Raw genomic sequence first — 16,678 nt, forward strand, 5'->3', positions numbered from 1 at the left:
ATTCAAGTAAGTAAGATTATTTCTTTTTGTATAGCTTATCTTTGAAAAGATCCTCACAATTCAAACATACGAGGGTTCTAAATCTTGGAAGGGTTCTGCTTGTTAACAAAAAAAATTAGACCTACAAGGTTTCCCAAACCTTGCAGGTCTCGAAAATATCAAAATGGAATTCCGCACTCAAATTCCCATAACACCCCGAGAACCAAAAATTGGTTACTCCTCAAAAGTGCTGCTTTTGGGATCCTGTTTTGTGGAGAATATTGGAAAGAAGCTGGAATATTTCAAATTTCCAAACCTGCTTAATCCATTCGGGATTTTATTTCATCCCGCTGCTATCAATAACTTCCTGAAAAGGGTAAAAGAACGGCATGTTTTTACTGAAGCCGATATTTTCTTCCACAATGAAACCTGGAAGTGCTACGAAGGACATTCCGACCTTAATTCAGGGGATAAAAAGGATATTCTTGTAAAATTAAATTCTTCTATACAGGAAACCTACGAATTCTTGAGCTCGGCCACGCACGTGGTCATCACTCCGGGGACGGCCTGGGGCTACAGGTTAAAAGAAACAGGTGAGGTGGTAGCGAATTGCCACAAATTGCCACAGGCAAAGTTTAGCAAAGAAATAACGGAGGTTAAAAATGCCCTTTTTGAGACCTCTGAAATTGTGAGGGGCCTGAATCCTTCAGCTGAAATCATTTTTACAGTTTCCCCTGTTCGGCATCTCAAAGATGGTTTTGTGGAAAATCAGCTGAGCAAGGCCAAATTGATCACTGCAATTCAGGAAATTGTAGCTTCCGAAGAAAAGTGCTCCTACTTTCCGTCTTATGAGATCATGATGGATGAGCTTAGGGACTACAGGTTCTATGCTGAAGATATGATTCACCCAAATTCCACAGCTGTAGATTACATCTGGGAGAAATTCCGGGAGGCCTGGATAGCTTCAGAAGTTTCAGCAATAATGAAACAAGTAGATACCATTCAAAAAGGGCTTTTACATCGACCATTTAATGAAACTTCCGAAGCACATCAGAAATTCAGGAAAGATCTTCAGCAAAAGATAAATAAGTTAGAAAAAGAAGTGCCGCAAATAAGGTTCTAAACTAATCTTCACATTTTCTTCAAAAAAAGCCTCCTTCTTATTCGTATTTTAGACACATGAAGAAATATCTAGTTGGTGCTCTGGTGGTTTTGATCATCTTTTTGACTTTTCGCTACTGCGAGAACAGAGATGCGGAAAGAGATCGCCTGGAGGAGAGTACTGCTATGATTCAGCAGCAAATCAAGAATGTTGGTAAGCTTGTGGTAACCGAGGGTACTTTTTCACAGGTCTACACCTATAAGGATACCAAAAATAGATTTTTAGACGTGCTTCCAGCCCGGAAAAGGGCGCTTATTATCGTCAATGCAAAGGCTACGGTGGCTTACGATCTGAGTAAGCTGCAAACAGAAGTAGATGTTGAAAATAAAACAGTTCGTATCACACATATTCCCAAGGAGGAGATCAATATTTATCCCGACATAAAATATTACGACATCACACAGGATTACCTCAATCAATTCACTGCCGAAGATTACAACAAGATAAAGCAGCGCATTAACAGGTCGATGCGGGAAAAGGTGGAAAACTCGACGCTAAAATCAAACGCCAAAAACCGGCTGATAAGCGAGCTGCAAAAGATCTATATCCTCACAAATACTCTTGGCTGGACCCTGACTTATAATGACGAGGAGTTTGGTGCAGCCCGTGAAATGCAGGAGTTAAAGCTTTAATTAGCCTGTAACCAGGGAAGGTTTTGCCAGTTCGAGTCCGTTATCAATGAGATGGGCAACCTCAGGTCTGCGTCTTTTTACATCATCCAGATATTCTGCTACTTCACGAGCCAGTTTTTCATCATTACCATGTGCGAGCTCAAAAATTTCGACAGAGAGCAGCCAATCTTTTTGATGGTATTTCTTAACCAGATCAAAAGCCGCTTGCAGGGAAAATTTGGTGTTTTTGCCTTCCCTTATATTGCGAACAGATTCATAGAGGGATTCCAGTTCTTCACGCTCTGGCGTCTTTTTGCTCTTAATAGTCGTCGAAGAAGGCGTGTGTGTGATGAGATTAAAGGATTTGGCATCTGCAGGGCCTGCAAAGGCAGAAATGATCTCTTTACCAATGGCCATGTCATAATTCCCCCATTCGGGTTTAAATAACACCTCATCTTTAAAGGTTACAGTACAATTTTTTAAGCTGATAAGAATGACTTTTCCTTGCAGGTTCCTCGTTCCGGTGATGATCTCCCCTTCAACTTTTACGCCTCCTTCAAATTCAAAGCTCACTTGCTCCCCTTCGTAGATATCATACGCCCTGAGATCCCTGGGGCTCATATCTTCAATTGCAAGGTTTATTCCTTTTAATTTACCCACGGGAGAGCCAAAACCATCGGGATGATTTGCTTTTCCATGCCCCACAAGTTCTTTTTCTCTCGCTGCCAGAGCTGTTTCGCCGGTGGTTTGGAAATAAATAGGTTTTCCTTCATGTTCGATCACACGGCTAAAGTTCCCGGAAATCTGTATTCCCGTACTCAATTCAATGGTGCCAATATTTTTTGATGCAATGAGCTTTTGCAGTCCTTCCAGCCCTCCAATACGCAATGCCATTTTATTTGCAAATTCTTCCAGCACAAGGCTTAGGTGAGCGAAATCGGGAGTTACGTATAGCTGAGGCTGAGGTTTGGTAATGTCAAATTCCTGTTGGGCCGCATCAATGGTGTAAGGGATCTTCTTCACTTTATCGGTCATGCACCAGGCGCTTTCTCCAATAGAAGAAAGGAGCCCCGCGCCATAGATCTTCGGGTTTTCTACCGTGCCTATAAGTCCATATTCTACGGTCCACCAGTGCAGGTTTCGTATCTGGGCCATTTCACTTTGTTCCCGAAGGTCATTCTGCAGTTCGTCCACTCTTTTTTCCGCCGCTTCGATCTCCTCTTGAGGAGTGTCTTCGGCTTCTTTGATAATGGACAGGTGACGAATAGCTTCATAGATCTCGTAATCCTTGGCGCTGGAAATAGCTTTGCAGCCTATTTCTCCAAATCGCCGGAGGTATTCTGCATACTCAGGATTGGCAATAATTGGAGCGTGGCCTGCGCCTTCGTGGATAATGTCGGGCGCCGGAGTGTATTCTATATGTTCGAGCTGCCTGATATCACTGGCAATAACCAAGACATTAAATGCCTGAAATTCCATAAAAGCTGCCGGCGGAATAAACCCGTCAACTGCAACTGCAGCCCAGCCAATTTCCTTGAGGATCCTGTTCATTCCATACATGTTTGGAATGTGATCTATGGAGATCCCGGTTTGTTTCAAACCATCGAGATAAGAGGAGTGGGCTACCTTACTCAGGTAATCCACATTTTTCCTCATTACGTATCTCCACACCGCCTGATTTATAGGCGTGTAATCCTCATAATTCTGTGGTTTTATAAACTGCTTCAGGTGTGCCGGAAGCCTGTCGATGATCTCATTAGATTCAAATTCTTGTTCCATAGCTAATAGGTAATGAACAGGTTTTAAAGATACAAAATTATGGACATTGTAAAGCTTTGATTTTCTTCAGTATAGCCTGAGAGGAAATAAAAAAGCCGCTACAATTTTCATTACTAGCGGCTTCAGTCGGGGGACTACAATCTAATTCAATGAAGGGGGATATTTTTCAAGGATCTCCTCAACGATTTTGTTGATCCTCTCCTGTTTATGTTCCACTTTGTTGGAAAGGGCTGCGGTTCCCATTCCCTGCCAAACCAGTTCTTTCTCTCCTGCATCCACCAGATCAATATATAAGGTGCCTTCGGTTGTAGAATTCACAGTGTTATAACCTGCACCCCAATACCATGGATGCCAACCCCAGCCATAACCGTAGCCGTAAGGATTGTTGTAAATATTAATGTTCTCTTTAGTTTTTGTAAAGATACTCACCAGTAGATCGGGATTATCGGACTTGGTAAAACCTTTTTCCTGCATTTCCTGATCTATTGCTCTCAAGATCCTTTTCTTGTCCAGGTCAGAAATTTCAGCTTTGTCAATTCCGGGTTTAAAAAAAGCATAGGTTTGATACTGTGCAAAATTTGCTTCCCTGTCGTAATCTGTTGCTACCCGAACTGTGTTACAGGAAGTCATGACCAGTACAAACAGGACGAGTACCGAGGTAATTTTAATCGCTCTCATACGTTTAAGTTTTTATAGGTTAATTGTCCAGTAGAAGGTCATCGACCATGTTGGGTATAGTAACCTTTAGAAGGGGCTCTGCCTGCATTGCCCTTTTAATGGCAAATAAGGCTCCGTGGTTACGAGCCCAGGACCGGCGAGCGATCCCGTTGTTTACATCCCAAAATAACATAGAGCTGAGTCGCCTCTCCGACTCTTTATTACCCTCAAGAACCATACCGAATCCGCCGTTGATCACTTCTCCCCAACCAACTCCGCCACCGTTGTGTATGCTCACCCAGGTAGCGCCTCTAAAGCTGTCCCCAATTACATTTTGAATGGCCATATCGGCCGTATAGCGGGATCCATCGTAGATATTGGAGGTTTCACGGTATGGAGAATCGGTACCCGAAACATCGTGATGATCTCTTCCCAAAATTACTGGTCCTATTTCCCCTTTTTCAATAGCCTTGTTGAAAGCTCTCGCTATTTCGATTCGCCCTTCGGCATCGGCATAAAGGATGCGGGCCTGTGATCCTACTACCAGTTTATTGGCGCGCGCACCTTCTATCCATTTGATATTATCCTGCATTTGCTGCTGAATCTCCTCGGGGGCTTCTTTTTCTAATTTCTCAAGCACTTCCCGCGCAATTTCATCTGTTCGCTCGAGATCTTCTTCTTTTCCTGAAGCACATACCCAGCGAAAAGGTCCGAAGCCGTAATCGAAACACATAGGTCCCATGATATCCTGTACGTAGCTGGGGTAGGCGAATTCTCTATCTTCTCCGGCGGAAGTTCCGCTAACAAAATTTCCCTCCTCATCCTTGTAAATTTTTGCTCCTGCCCTTGAAGCTTCAAGTAAAAATGCATTTCCGTAGTCAAAGAAGTAAGTGCCTTTTTTGGAATGGTGGTTAATAGCTTCAGTCTGCCGGCGCAGGCTTTCTCTTACCTTATCTTTAAAACCTTCGGGATCTTTGCTCATCATCTCGTTGGCTTCCTCAAAAGTTAGGTCTACCGGGTAATAGCCACCGGCCCAGGGATTGTGTAGTGAGGTTTGGTCGCTGCCCAGGTCAATATGAATGTTCTCCCGGTCAAATTTCTCCCATACGTCTACCACATTCCCCAAATAAGCAAAGGAAATGGCTTTTCCTTCAGCTTTTGCCTGATTAACTTTTTCAGTCAATTCATCAAGATCTTCGACAACTTCATCTACCCAACCTTGAGTATGCCGGGTGTGAACGGCTTTAGGATTTACCTCGGCACAAACGGTGATACATCCTGCAATGTTTCCGGCTTTAGGCTGGGCGCCACTCATGCCTCCAAGGCCTGAAGTCACAAATACAGACCCCTCTCCGGGCCCCCTTCCCCGAAAAGAGGGAGAGTTTTTTGCTATTTTTCGCAAGGCGTTGAGTACTGTGATCGTGGTGCCGTGAACTATTCCCTGCGGACCAATATACATATAGCTGCCGGCGGTCATCTGCCCATATTGGGTCACTCCCAGCGCATTGAATTTCTCCCAGTCGTCCTGCTTTGAATAATTTGGGATCATCATACCATTGGTCACTACTACACGGGGCGCATCTTTATGCGAAGGAAAAAGCCCCAGCGGGTGGCCCGAGTTCATGACCAGTGTTTGTTCCCCGGTCATTTCGGCCAGGTATTTCATAACCAGCCGGTATTGTGCCCAGTTTTGAAAAACCGCTCCGTTACCACCATAGGTGATCAACTCATGCGGATGCTGAGCTACCGTGGGGTCCAGGTTGTTCTGGATCATGAGCATGATTGCCTTTGCCTGCTTACATTTTCCCGGGTATTCGGAAATTGACCGGGCATACATTTCATAGTCGGGACGCAGGCGGTACATATAGATCCGGCCATAGGTCTCAAGCTCATGTCGAAATTCGGGAAGCAGCTCTTTATGATGTTCTTTATTAAAATACCTCAAGGCGTTTCTCAGGGCCAGTTTTTTTTCATCCGGAGAAAGAATATCCTTGCGTTTTGGGGCGTGATTTATTTGTGGATCGTATGCTTTTGCAGCCGGTAACTTATTGGGAATACCTTCTAAAATGGCATTTTTAAAGTCCATATCTGGTCTATTTTTTCTGTTGGTTGGTTTTCTGGTTGAACCCATAAGGGCAATGGCGACAACCACTTTGACAGCAGTAACCTCTTTTGAGATGGTATTGTTCGGTAAAGCAGCGGTAACCTTCGGGAGTAAGATAATAGTCGCCCTCTTCGAGCTCAATTTTTTTCCTGAAAAAACTCATATTACAAAAATAGCATTTTCTTATCTTGTCCTCATGTTTGTGGTGGTAAATAAGTTTCTTCTCGCGAAACACTTTGACGGAGTGGTGCTATGGCCTTTCATTGTAGTGAAGCGGGCAGAACTTAAAGAAGATGCTGTCTTTATGAACCACGAGCGCATCCACCTAAAACAGCAGGTTGAGCTGCTGCTTATCTTCTTTTTTGTGTGGTACTTTTTCGAATATTTCATCAGGCTTCTAAAGTATGGCGACTCGTACAAGGCTTATAACAGGATCTGTTTCGAGCGGGAGGCATATGCGAATGAAAGGAACCTTGGGTACCGGGAAAGGCGGCCTTTCTGGAATTTCCTCAATTACCTTTAGATTCTCTTTGGAAGTAGGTAGCTTTGTGCCGTCACATGAAATTATTTGAAGAACAACCGGTTATCCCCAATCAATTTATTGCTGAAGTAGGCGGAGCAAAGATCTATCTGAAAAGGGAAAACTTGCTGCATCCCGAAGTTTCGGGCAACAAATTCCGGAAGCTCAAGTACAACATAGCAAAAGCAGCTTCTCAAAAAAGGAATATGCTGCTCACCTTTGGAGGAGCATTTTCAAATCATATAGCTGCAACGGCAGCCGCAGGGAAGATTGCGGGTTTTAGGAGCATTGGTGTTATTAGAGGGGAGGAGCTTGCAAAGGATCTTGAAAAAACCCTGCAGGAGAATGATACGCTCAGGTTTGCACATGAATGCGGGATGGCACTTCAATTTGTAAGCCGAAGTGAATACCGGAACAAGAATACTGAAGCATTTATTGAAGGGCTGCGGAAGAAATTCGGAGATTTTTACCTGGTCCCCGAAGGCGGAACCAATGACCAGGCTGTAAAAGGTTGTGAAGAAATCCTTACCCATGAAGACGAAAACTTTGACGTGATCGCATGTGCAGTAGGCACGGGAGGAACCATCAGCGGACTTATCAATACCTCGGCTTCCCATCAGCAGGTGCTGGGATTTCCGGCTCTAAAAGGTGATTTTTTGAAAACTGAGGTTGAACATTTCAGCAAAAAAAATAACTGGAGAATTATACCAGATTATCATTTTGGCGGTTATGCTAAGGTGAATAAGACTTTGATCGACTTCATAAATAGCTTCAGAAAGGAATATGGAATACAGCTCGATCCTGTCTACACCGGAAAAATGATGTACGGTATCTTTGATCTGGCTGAAAAAGAATATTTTTCTAAAAATACTCGTATTTTAGCCATTCATACGGGTGGCCTTCAGGGAATTTCCGGTATGAACAAGGTGTTAAAAATGAGAAATTTACCCCCAATTTTGACGTAAGATGAGAGTTGCACTGAAAATTTTTACCCTATTTCTCCTGATCTTCACCGTATCCTGCGGCACAAGTAAAAAGACCACCAGAAAAGCTGAGGTGGCCAGTAAAGAACGAAGGACTGAAAAAAGGCCCCGGGGAAATAAAGTTTCTCAGCCTAAAATGTCATCCACACCCACGACTTATACAGATAAAGTTTCAAGATATATTCAGCTTTACGCTCCCCTGGCTCAGGAGGAAATGAAGTTATACAAAATTCCGGCCAGTATCACTTTGGCTCAGGGAATATTAGAATCGGGCGCCGGCGAAGGAGACCTTACCCGCAGGGCCAATAATCATTTTGGGATCAAATGTCACGGCTGGACGGGTGGTACTGTGTATCACGATGATGACCGTTCCCAGGAATGCTTCAGAAAATATAACGACCCAAAATACTCCTATCGCGACCATTCGCTTTTCCTCACTGAAAGAAAGCGTTATGCTGCCCTTTTTGAGCTGGATATTAAAGACTACAAAGGTTGGGCGCATGGCCTTCGGGCTGCTGGATACGCTACCGACAGAAAGTATCCTGAAAAATTGATCAGCCTTATTGAGAGATATCAACTTTATTTGTATGACGGAGATGCTCCTGCAAAAGAAGTGGTGGCCTATTCAGACTCCAGTGCATCATCAAATTATGGTGCGCGGGCATATACTGTGCAAAAAGGGGATACCTTGTACTCCATAGCGAAAAGACACAACCTGACGGTTGAGCAACTACAAAAAATCAATAACCTGCAAGGCACTAATATTGGCATTGGTCAGAAACTTTTAGTGACACCTTAAAACCATATTATGATCTATAAAAGAAGCAGCGAACTTTTCACTGCAGCTAAAAAAGTTATTCCCGGCGGAGTGAATTCTCCTGTGCGGGCATTTAGCGCCGTTGGTGGAGAGCCTATTTTTATAAAAGAAGCGAGGGGGGCTTACCTGTTCGACGAAGACGGAAATAAATATATTGATTATATCAATTCCTGGGGGCCGCTCATCCTGGGACATGCTCATGAGCCGGTGGTAAATGCCGTGGTGGAAAGAGCTAAAAAAGGAACTTCTTTTGGAACGCCTACGCAACTGGAAACTACAGTGGCCGAGCTTGCCGTATCCATGGTCCCTAATATTGACAAGATAAGAATGGTGAACTCGGGTACCGAGGCTACCATGAGTGCAGTTCGTTTGGCAAGAGGTTTCAAGAACCGTGACAAGATTATAAAATTCGCAGGCTGTTACCACGGGCATAGTGATTCCTTTCTTATCCAGGCCGGGAGTGGGGCAGTCACTTTTGGAACTCCGAATAGTCCGGGGGTGACAAAAGGAACTGCACAGGATACATTGCTCGCTAAATATAACGACCTCGAAAATGTAGAGCAGCTTTTGGAAGCTAATAAAGGGGAGGTGGCGTGCATTATTCTCGAACCTGTAGCAGGAAACATGGGATGTATCCCTCCAAAAAAGGGATTTTTGGAAGGGCTTCGACAACTTTGTGATAAGCACGATGTTTTGCTGGTTTTTGATGAGGTAATGACGGGATTCCGACTGGCGAAAGGGGGTGCCCAGGAAATGTACGGCGTGAATGCCGATATTGTTTGCTTTGGAAAAGTAATTGGCGGCGGACTCCCGGTTGGAGCTTTTGCCGCCCGTAATGAGATCATGGATCACCTCGCACCAAGCGGACCGGTTTACCAGGCGGGAACCTTAAGTGGAAATCCGCTGGCGATGGCTGCGGGACTTGCGATGTTGGAGGAGTTAAACAACGACAGTGAGATCTACAACCGCCTGGAGGAAAAAACAGGTTATCTGCACAAAGGTCTGCAGAATGTTCTTAACCGAAATAAGGTCGCACACACCATAAACCGACAGGGCTCAATGATCTCAGTGCATTTTGGAGAAGAACCGGTGAATGATTTTGAATCTTCAGCAAGATCTGCCTCTACCGGTACATTCAATAAATTCTTTCACGGTTTGCTCAACCACTGCATTTACATTGCACCCAGTGCTTTTGAGACCTGGTTCATTACAGATGCGCTGTCGTATAAAGATCTTGACGCGACCATTGAAGCCGTGCATCAGGTTTCGAAGAGTTTATAGAAATATTCAGTCATTAACTTCAAATCTCACAGGTTTTCGAAACCTGTGAGATTTTTTCATTTTTAGGTCTATCTACTCCCGTCATTTCAATTCTCTGCAATGACTCTCAATGATCCCTTGAATTTGTTGGGTAAAAAAATATATCGCTCCTCCGGAGCTCATACACCTTGGGTAATGGCGTTCTCTAAACATTTCGCGCCTCTGGAGCTTTATAAAAACAAGTTTTGAAATCTTTTAAGATCTAAATTATGATGGGTTGAACGAACCAACTACAGTCTACCGTCTACAGTCTAGTCTACAGTCTACAGTCTACAGTCTAGTCTACAGTCTACAGTCTAGTCTACAGTCTACAGTCTACAGTCTACAGTCTATAGTCTACCGCCTAAGGTCTATCCTCTAACTCCCGTTCATATCCAGTAACTCCTCCACATAACAACGTTTATTTGAGAGTCTCGGGATCTTGTGCTGCCCTCCGAGTTTATCATTCTTCTTGAGCCAGTCATAAAAGAGATTTTTTCTGGCACAGTGTACTTTGGGTGCATTAAGGGTCATATTGTTGAAGCGCTTGGCTTCATAGTCACTGTTGATGCTTTGCAAGTGGTTGTCCAGGCACTCAATAAAGAAGTTGAAGTCCTGCGGCGGAGTTTTAAATTCTATCACCCATTCATGTGCACCTTTTTCCTTGTCCTGCATAAAGACAGGGGCTGCCGTGTAATCCACAATTTCAGAATCTGTTTGATGAGCAGCTCTTTTTAATGCTTCATCGGCATTTTCTATGATGAGCTCTTCCCCAAACACGTTAATGTGATGTTTTGTCCTTCCGGTGATCTTGATGCGGTAGGGGTCAAGGGAGGTAAAGCGTACGGTGTCTCCAATCTTGTAACGCCATAGCCCGGCATTGGTAGTGATCACAACAGCATAATTCTTTCCTTCTTCAACTTCAGAAAGCGGAATGACTTTCTCCTCAGGAGTACCGTAACTATCCATCGGTATGAACTCGTAGAAGACTCCGTAGTCCAGCATCAGCAGAAGTTCCTTGGAGTCATTTGAATCCTGAATGGCAAAAAATCCTTCCGAAGCATTATAGATCTCAAAATACCTGAAACTGCTGGAAGGCAGGATCTTTCGGTATTGATCTGCATAGGGCAGGAAATTTACTCCGCCGTGAAAGTACACCTCAAGGTTCGGCCAGATCTCAAAAAGGTTCTCCCTGCCTGCTTCTTCGAGGGTTTTGTTGAGAAGGACCAGCATCCAGGAAGGTACCCCGGCCAGGCTGGTAACGTTCTCGTTTATGGTTTCCTTTACAATGGCAGGCATTTTTACTTCCCAATTGCTCATTAGGGAAACTTCGTTGCTGGGAGTACTGCTGTATTCTGCCCAAAAAGGCATGTTGTCTATCAATATTGCTGAAAGGTCTCCGAACTGAGTCCCGTTGCGGCAGTAAAGCTCTTTACTGCCCCCAAGCCGCAGGCTTTTTCCGCTGAAGAGTTGGGAGTCGGGATTGTTGTTGAGGTACATGCACAGCATATCCTTCCCTGCTGCATAGTGGCACTTTTCCAAGGATTCATCGCTTACAGGAATAAATTTGCTCTTGGCATTTGTTGTGCCACTGGATTTGGCAAACCATTTAATAGCTGTGGGCCAAAAGATATTCACTTCTCCACGACGGCTGCGCTCAATTTGCGGCTCAAAATCTTCATATTGCTGAATAGGAACCCGGGATGCAAAATCTTCATAAGAGCCCATGGAAGCAAATCCATATTGCAGACCTACCTCGGTGTCTTTAGCCTTATTAAGAAGTTTTTTTAGAAGCTCATGCTGTACCTCATGAGGGTATTTGATGAACAATTCCATTTGATGGATACGCTTCTTGAGGAACCAGGAAGCTACTGAATGTACTAACGGAATTGGCATTTTTCTTATTATCTTTGAGCCCTTCAAATCGGGTAGTAACCGGTTAAAATTAAAACTATTCTTATTGCTGACAAAAAAATAAGATAGGGATAAAATTCTTCTTTTTATGACATATCAGGGTGTGCTTCGAAAAATGAAAACTGAACTTGCAGAAACGGTTCAATATTACCTCATTTTTGAGCAGGATTTTTTAAACGTGAATCAGGTACTGGAAAAAAAGATCTCGATTAATTTTCTCAATTACGAGTGTACTAATTGTCATAAAAAAAAGAAGGTTTTCGCCAACGGGGTATGCTATAATTGTTTTATGGAACTTCCACAGAACGGGGAGTGGGTGATAAGACCCGAATTGAGCAAGGCCCATCTCAACGAAGAAGACAGGGATCTGGAATTCGAAAAGGCTGCCCAACTGCAACCACACGTGGTCTATCTGGCCAACTCAAGTAATGTGAAGGTAGGGGTGACCCGAAAAAGTGAGATTCCTACCCGCTGGATAGACCAGGGAGCGCATGAAGCTATTGAGGTTGTTGAAGTGCCAAACCGCTATCTGGCGGGAATTACCGAAGTAGCACTTAAGGAGCATATTTCTGACAAAACCAATTGGCGAAGCATGCTCACCAATGACCTGAAGGATCTTGATCTGGTCGCCATTAGAGAAGATATGAGGCAGTACCTGCCTGTAGAGGTTCAGGATTATTATCTGGCGAATTCAAAAGAGCTGGAAATAGAATTTCCGGTGATCTCTTACCCTGCAAAATGCAAAACTCTTAACCTCGCAAAAATGCCATTTTACGAGGGAGTTCTAAAAGGAATTAAGGGCCAGTATCTCATCTTTGAAGACGGAATGGTCTTTAACGTAAGGAAGCACGAAGGCTTTAACGTCACCTTATCCCTACAATAACTACTGATTTTTAGTCGTATCCTTTTTCTTTTTAGCACCTCCAAGAAGTCCGCCAAGAATGTCCCTGGCTGTTTCTTTCACGGCCTCATTAGGATTCTTTTTAGCTATAGAATCATTTTGGGACGGGACTTTGCCCGCTGTAGTATCTTTTCTTTGGCCTCCCGTAATAATATCCTGAAGTACGCCGCGGCCTTTTTCTTTTAGTTCGTCCTTTTGTGTTGCGATGATCTGCTGGGTGAGGTTGTTAACCGCCTGCTGCATGTTGAGGTTGATATTAGGACTGCCAAAGCTACCGGTAATATTTACAGGGAGAGCGACAGTCATATTTTCCTGCTCCTGTGCGCTGAGGCGGGCCAGCGTATTACCTACCTGACTTCCTAAATACTTCGCCGGAATATCAAGAGCAACATTGTAATTCATATCCATATCAAATCCATGTGCGCCGGAAGCTCTACCTTTAATACCTTTAATATTGAAATCAAACGGCTGCACCTCTACCCGTCCATTATTAAAAGTGAGCCTGGTTTCCAGATCTTTTAAGTTGAGATTACTGAGATCTATAAAATTAAGTCGCTGGTCAAGTTGAGCCAGTAAAGGAGTTTGTTCCGGATTCACCCTTGCACCAATGATCTCGGCCAGGGCGTTACCTGCAAGCGTTTGCAGTTGCGGAGTAAGATCATCATTGAGGTTTCCCCGCAAATCGATGTTCGTGGTTAGTTCTCCCTGCAGTGCCTGTGCGATGGGTGCCAGGTTTCTCAAGAGTTCCATATCTTTAAATGCACCGGCAATATCAATGGATCGTAACTCCAGCTGCATAGCGAAATTCGGAATGGCTTCCCTGGTAGAGACCAGCCCGTTGAGAAGAATATTTCCATCAAATATGCTGGAAGAGACGTTTGACAGGCTGGCTGTTTCGTCGACGATCCTTAGACTTCCGCGGGTGTTCTCCAGTACCAGGTTATCATAAAGTACACGATTGGCTGTGAAATCAATATTGGCATCCAAAAATGGCGGAATTTTAATGGCTTCGTCCCCCGCAACTTCGGCAGTAGTGGTTTGGGAGGCAACTCCCTCTTCCGCAGTTTCTTTTACCATAAAGTCGTTAACCGAAAAGGTCTTAGAGGTAACCGTGAAATTTCCTTTCAGTTTCTGGTCGGTGAACAAATAGCCCATCAGGTTTTGTAGCGTTCCATTCACCGCAAGATCTGTTTGGCCTGTGGTGAGGGTCGTATTTTCAAGGTTCACAGTCGCGGGATTGAACTGGAGTCGGGCAGTGGCAAGCTTTACTTCATTCGGGATCTCGGGTGAAGTATAACTAAAATCTCTTATAGTTGCTGTTCCGCTGCTCTTGACGTTTTGATACTGTTCATTCTCTACCGAATTCATATCAAAGCTTGTAGTTACATCGGCAGTAACGATCCCGTTTAAATCCTGCTCCAGCTCAAGAGGATAAGCTCTTGTAATATTTGCCAGGTTGATAGTGCCTTTGAGTGCCATGTTCACCAACATATTTCCGGTGAGATTTTTAATACTTCCGTTGGCACTAAAAGCATCCTGATCTATCCGGAAGTTAAGCTTGTTGATGTCGATATAAGTATCCTCCGCTAAGCCGGTTTCGTTCTTTAATACTGCTGCAATGCTAATGTCTTCGACTGCTTTAGGAAGGTCGGGATATTTAAAGGCTGCATTGTTGGAAGCTACATTGATCTGCATCTTAGGAATGTAGGTTTCATCCACAATTCCGCGGATATAGCCATCCACAATAAAATCTCCCCTGGTCTCTACATTTTCAATGTTTTTTGAATATTCAGCAGGCATAACAGCCAGGAAATTTTTGAAGGAGGAGGTAGGAGTTTTAAAGCTGATATCCACTTCATTATTATTCTCGTTGACCTGAACGTAACCGTCAAAAGTTAGGGGCAGCTGATTAATAAGGGCTTCATTCTCAAGGAAGGTATACCGCATATTTTGGAGGTCCATTTTGAAGTCGGCATCCAGTTTAAGCTTATTTCGATTCAGGTAATTCACGCTGTCCATTGTGAAACTCACAAGGGCAGTAGAATAGGTGCTGAGGGTAGAGGTTTCTGCTGAAAAATCCCCGTTTCCTTCATGATTAAGATCTTCCACTAGTAAATTGATTTTCGAACCCTCGTCCACGTATTTTATCTTTGAATTGTTGATCTCGTAGTGATCTACATCAAAACTAAAACCACCACCCCCTGAAGTGGTAGTGGAGACAGAATCCTGGATCGCGATGTCATAATTGTTGTTCCCGAGGGAATCAACTTTTATATTCATAAAAGTATCTTCTATTCTTAGTGCATCAATTTTTTTTGGCTCATCACCTCCCTTAAATAACTCCCTTATTGACATTTGCAGAACGATCTCCTCACTCAAGGCAAGAGTATCTCCTTCAAAAGGTGCATTATTAATGATCTTTAGATTTTGTATAGCCAGGGTGGCGTCGGGAAAATTCCTGAAAATGCTAAGATCAATGTCCTCAAAGGTAACTGTAGCGTTCACATTCTTATTGATCGTTTCCTGCACCAGGTCTTTTAACTGTTTTTCAAACAGAAAAGGAGTTAGGAATAGCAGGAGCAAGATAACTCCCAGCACGATTCCAAATATTTTGAGAAACTTTTTCATGTTTAGTGTTTTATATTGTTCTGCTAAAGATCTGCTTTAGACCAATGATCCCGCAGGATTAAATTTGTTGAAACTCTTTAAAACAAAGTTAAGGGTATGTGCTTTTGTTTTATTTAATTTGCTGTGAAATACTTGATCTCGTCTTACTAAAATTTTCTTAAACTCCCTTGAACCCTTTAAAAACTGTTTATATAGCACTAGGAAGCAACGAGGGTGCCAGAATTAATTTTTTACAGCAGGCGATTCAAAAGATCCAGCAAAAGACCGGAGAAGTACTGGCAGTTTCAAAGGTGTATGAAACACCTGCCATGGGATTTGAAGGTAATCCGTTTTTAAACGCATGTATAGCCGTTAGCAGCAGGTTCAAGCCTCACAAGATCCTAACCCAATTGCTGGAGATCGAAAAGATCATGGGTAGGCAGAGAAAACCGGGTGGCTACCACAATCGTCCTATTGATCTTGACCTCCTCCTTGTAGAAGAGGAGATACTCACTTCTGAACAGCTCACTGTTCCACATCCTGCAATGCACTTGCGCAACTTTGTATTGGCACCGCTTGCCGATATTGCTGCGGAAGTTAAGCACCCTCTCAGAAATGTAAGAGTAAAGACACTTTTTGAGGCCGTAGATAAAAACGGGCTTCAGCTTAGCTCTGACAAATTACAACTTCCGAAGAAATTTTCCTTTTCAGGGTTTAATTATATCGCCGTAGAAGGAAATATTGGTGCCGGAAAGACCAGTTTTGCCACGATGGTTTCCCAGGATTTCAATGCGAAGCTTATCCTGGAACGCTTTAAGGATAATCCTTTTCTTCCGAAGTTCTACGAAGATCAGTCGCGGTACGCATTTCCCCTGGAAATGTCATTTTTGGCCGACAGGTATCAGCAGCTCTCCGATGACCTGGCGCAGTACGACCTTTTCAAGGATTTTGTCATTTCAGATTACGACGTCTTCAAGTCGCTGATCTTTGCAAAGATCACTCTCCATGAGGATGAATATTTGCTTTACCAGAAGCTTTTTCATCTTATGTACAAGGAGCTGGTAAAGCCGGACCTTTACGTGTATCTCTATCAAAACACCGACCGGCTTTTGCAGAACATCAAAAAGCGGGGAAGGGAATATGAGCAGAATATTGAAGCCGATTACCTCGCGAATATTAACCGCAGCTATCTCTCTTTTATAAAGTCGCAGCCAGGGCTAAACGTAAAGATTATTGATATATCGGAACTTGATTTTGTGAAAAGGAGGGAAGATTATTTGATGTTGCTTGAAGAGATATTTAAAGTCTAGCTATGTCTTTAACCATAAATCCAAAAACTAAGAAC

General features: G+C 43.5%; 14 protein-coding genes. 8 read left to right on the forward strand and 6 right to left on the reverse strand.

From position 1 onward, the window contains the following. Positions 1-163: 163 nt before the first annotated feature. Positions 164-1,102 (forward strand): GSCFA domain-containing protein, encoded by a 939-nt coding sequence (locus VR862_RS13755; RefSeq protein WP_324721574.1) that lies wholly within the window; start codon positions 164-166, stop codon positions 1,100-1,102. A 56-nt stretch (positions 1,103-1,158) separates the two neighbouring features. Then, on the forward strand, positions 1,159-1,773 hold the full coding sequence (locus VR862_RS13760) for a DUF4230 domain-containing protein (protein WP_324721575.1): 615 nt from the start codon (positions 1,159-1,161) through the stop codon (positions 1,771-1,773). Here VR862_RS13760 and VR862_RS13765 read toward each other — a convergent pair whose 3' ends face one another. The 4 genes from VR862_RS13765 to VR862_RS13780 all read right to left on the reverse strand — a co-directional run bounded on the left by VR862_RS13765 (position 1,774) and on the right by VR862_RS13780 (position 6,455). Next, a complete protein-coding gene (locus VR862_RS13765; RefSeq protein ID WP_324721576.1) occupies positions 1,774-3,531 on the reverse strand; it encodes an aromatic amino acid hydroxylase in 1,758 nt (585 codons plus the stop codon). It abuts the gene before it with no gap. Between the two features lie 141 nt (positions 3,532-3,672). Further along, complete coding sequence (locus VR862_RS13770) at positions 3,673-4,209, reverse strand: DUF4136 domain-containing protein (RefSeq protein ID WP_324721578.1); 537 nt, start codon at positions 4,207-4,209, stop codon at positions 3,673-3,675. A 19-nt stretch (positions 4,210-4,228) separates the two neighbouring features. Continuing rightward, entirely contained in the window at positions 4,229-6,274 is a 2,046-nt protein-coding gene (gene hutU / locus VR862_RS13775; RefSeq protein WP_324721579.1) for a urocanate hydratase, read from the reverse strand. Positions 6,275-6,281: 7 nt separating this feature from the next. Then, positions 6,282-6,455, reverse strand: a complete 174-nt coding sequence (locus VR862_RS13780) for a C1orf53 family protein (RefSeq protein ID WP_324721580.1) — start codon at positions 6,453-6,455, stop codon at positions 6,282-6,284. Positions 6,456-6,488: 33 nt separating this feature from the next. On the opposite strand from VR862_RS13780, the gene VR862_RS13785 reads away from it, so the two are divergent. From VR862_RS13785 to hemL, 4 genes are all read left to right on the forward strand, one after another. Continuing rightward, positions 6,489-6,815, forward strand: a complete 327-nt coding sequence (locus VR862_RS13785) for a hypothetical protein (protein ID WP_324721581.1) — start codon at positions 6,489-6,491, stop codon at positions 6,813-6,815. A 35-nt stretch (positions 6,816-6,850) separates the two neighbouring features. Then, positions 6,851-7,777 carry a 1-aminocyclopropane-1-carboxylate deaminase/D-cysteine desulfhydrase gene (locus VR862_RS13790; protein ID WP_324721582.1) on the forward strand — a complete coding sequence of 309 codons (927 nt, stop codon included), beginning with the start codon at positions 6,851-6,853 and terminating at the stop codon, positions 7,775-7,777. Between the two features lie 154 nt (positions 7,778-7,931). Further along, a complete protein-coding gene (locus tag VR862_RS13795) occupies positions 7,932-8,594 on the forward strand; it encodes a glucosaminidase domain-containing protein (protein WP_324721584.1) in 663 nt (220 codons plus the stop codon). 9 nt (positions 8,595-8,603) lie between these two features. Continuing rightward, positions 8,604-9,893 (forward strand): glutamate-1-semialdehyde 2,1-aminomutase, encoded by a 1,290-nt coding sequence (gene hemL / locus VR862_RS13800; protein WP_324721585.1) that lies wholly within the window; start codon positions 8,604-8,606, stop codon positions 9,891-9,893. A gap of 396 nt (positions 9,894-10,289) precedes the next feature. On the opposite strand, the gene VR862_RS13805 is transcribed toward hemL, so the two are convergent. After that, positions 10,290-11,807 carry a GH3 auxin-responsive promoter family protein gene (locus VR862_RS13805; RefSeq protein ID WP_324721586.1) on the reverse strand — a complete coding sequence of 506 codons (1,518 nt, stop codon included), beginning with the start codon at positions 11,805-11,807 and terminating at the stop codon, positions 10,290-10,292. A 106-nt stretch (positions 11,808-11,913) separates the two neighbouring features. Here VR862_RS13805 and VR862_RS13810 point away from each other — a divergent pair, with 106 nt between their 5' ends. Then, a complete protein-coding gene (locus VR862_RS13810) occupies positions 11,914-12,708 on the forward strand; it encodes a DUF2797 domain-containing protein (RefSeq protein ID WP_324721587.1) in 795 nt (264 codons plus the stop codon). On the opposite strand, the gene VR862_RS13815 is transcribed toward VR862_RS13810, so the two are convergent. Next, complete coding sequence (locus tag VR862_RS13815; protein ID WP_324721588.1) at positions 12,709-15,354, reverse strand: AsmA-like C-terminal region-containing protein; 2,646 nt, start codon at positions 15,352-15,354, stop codon at positions 12,709-12,711. It abuts the gene before it with no gap. A 167-nt stretch (positions 15,355-15,521) separates the two neighbouring features. Between VR862_RS13815 and folK the strand changes: the two genes are divergently transcribed. Continuing rightward, the gene (folK, locus tag VR862_RS13820) at positions 15,522-16,643 is read left to right on the forward strand and encodes a 2-amino-4-hydroxy-6-hydroxymethyldihydropteridine diphosphokinase (protein ID WP_324721589.1); all 1,122 of its coding nucleotides are present in this window, start codon (positions 15,522-15,524) and stop codon (positions 16,641-16,643) included. Positions 16,644-16,678: the final 35 nt, after the last annotated feature.

Origin of the sequence: Salinimicrobium aquimaris (assembly GCF_035607535.1) — a bacterium.
Classification (GTDB): Bacteria; Bacteroidota; Bacteroidia; order Flavobacteriales; family Flavobacteriaceae; genus Salinimicrobium.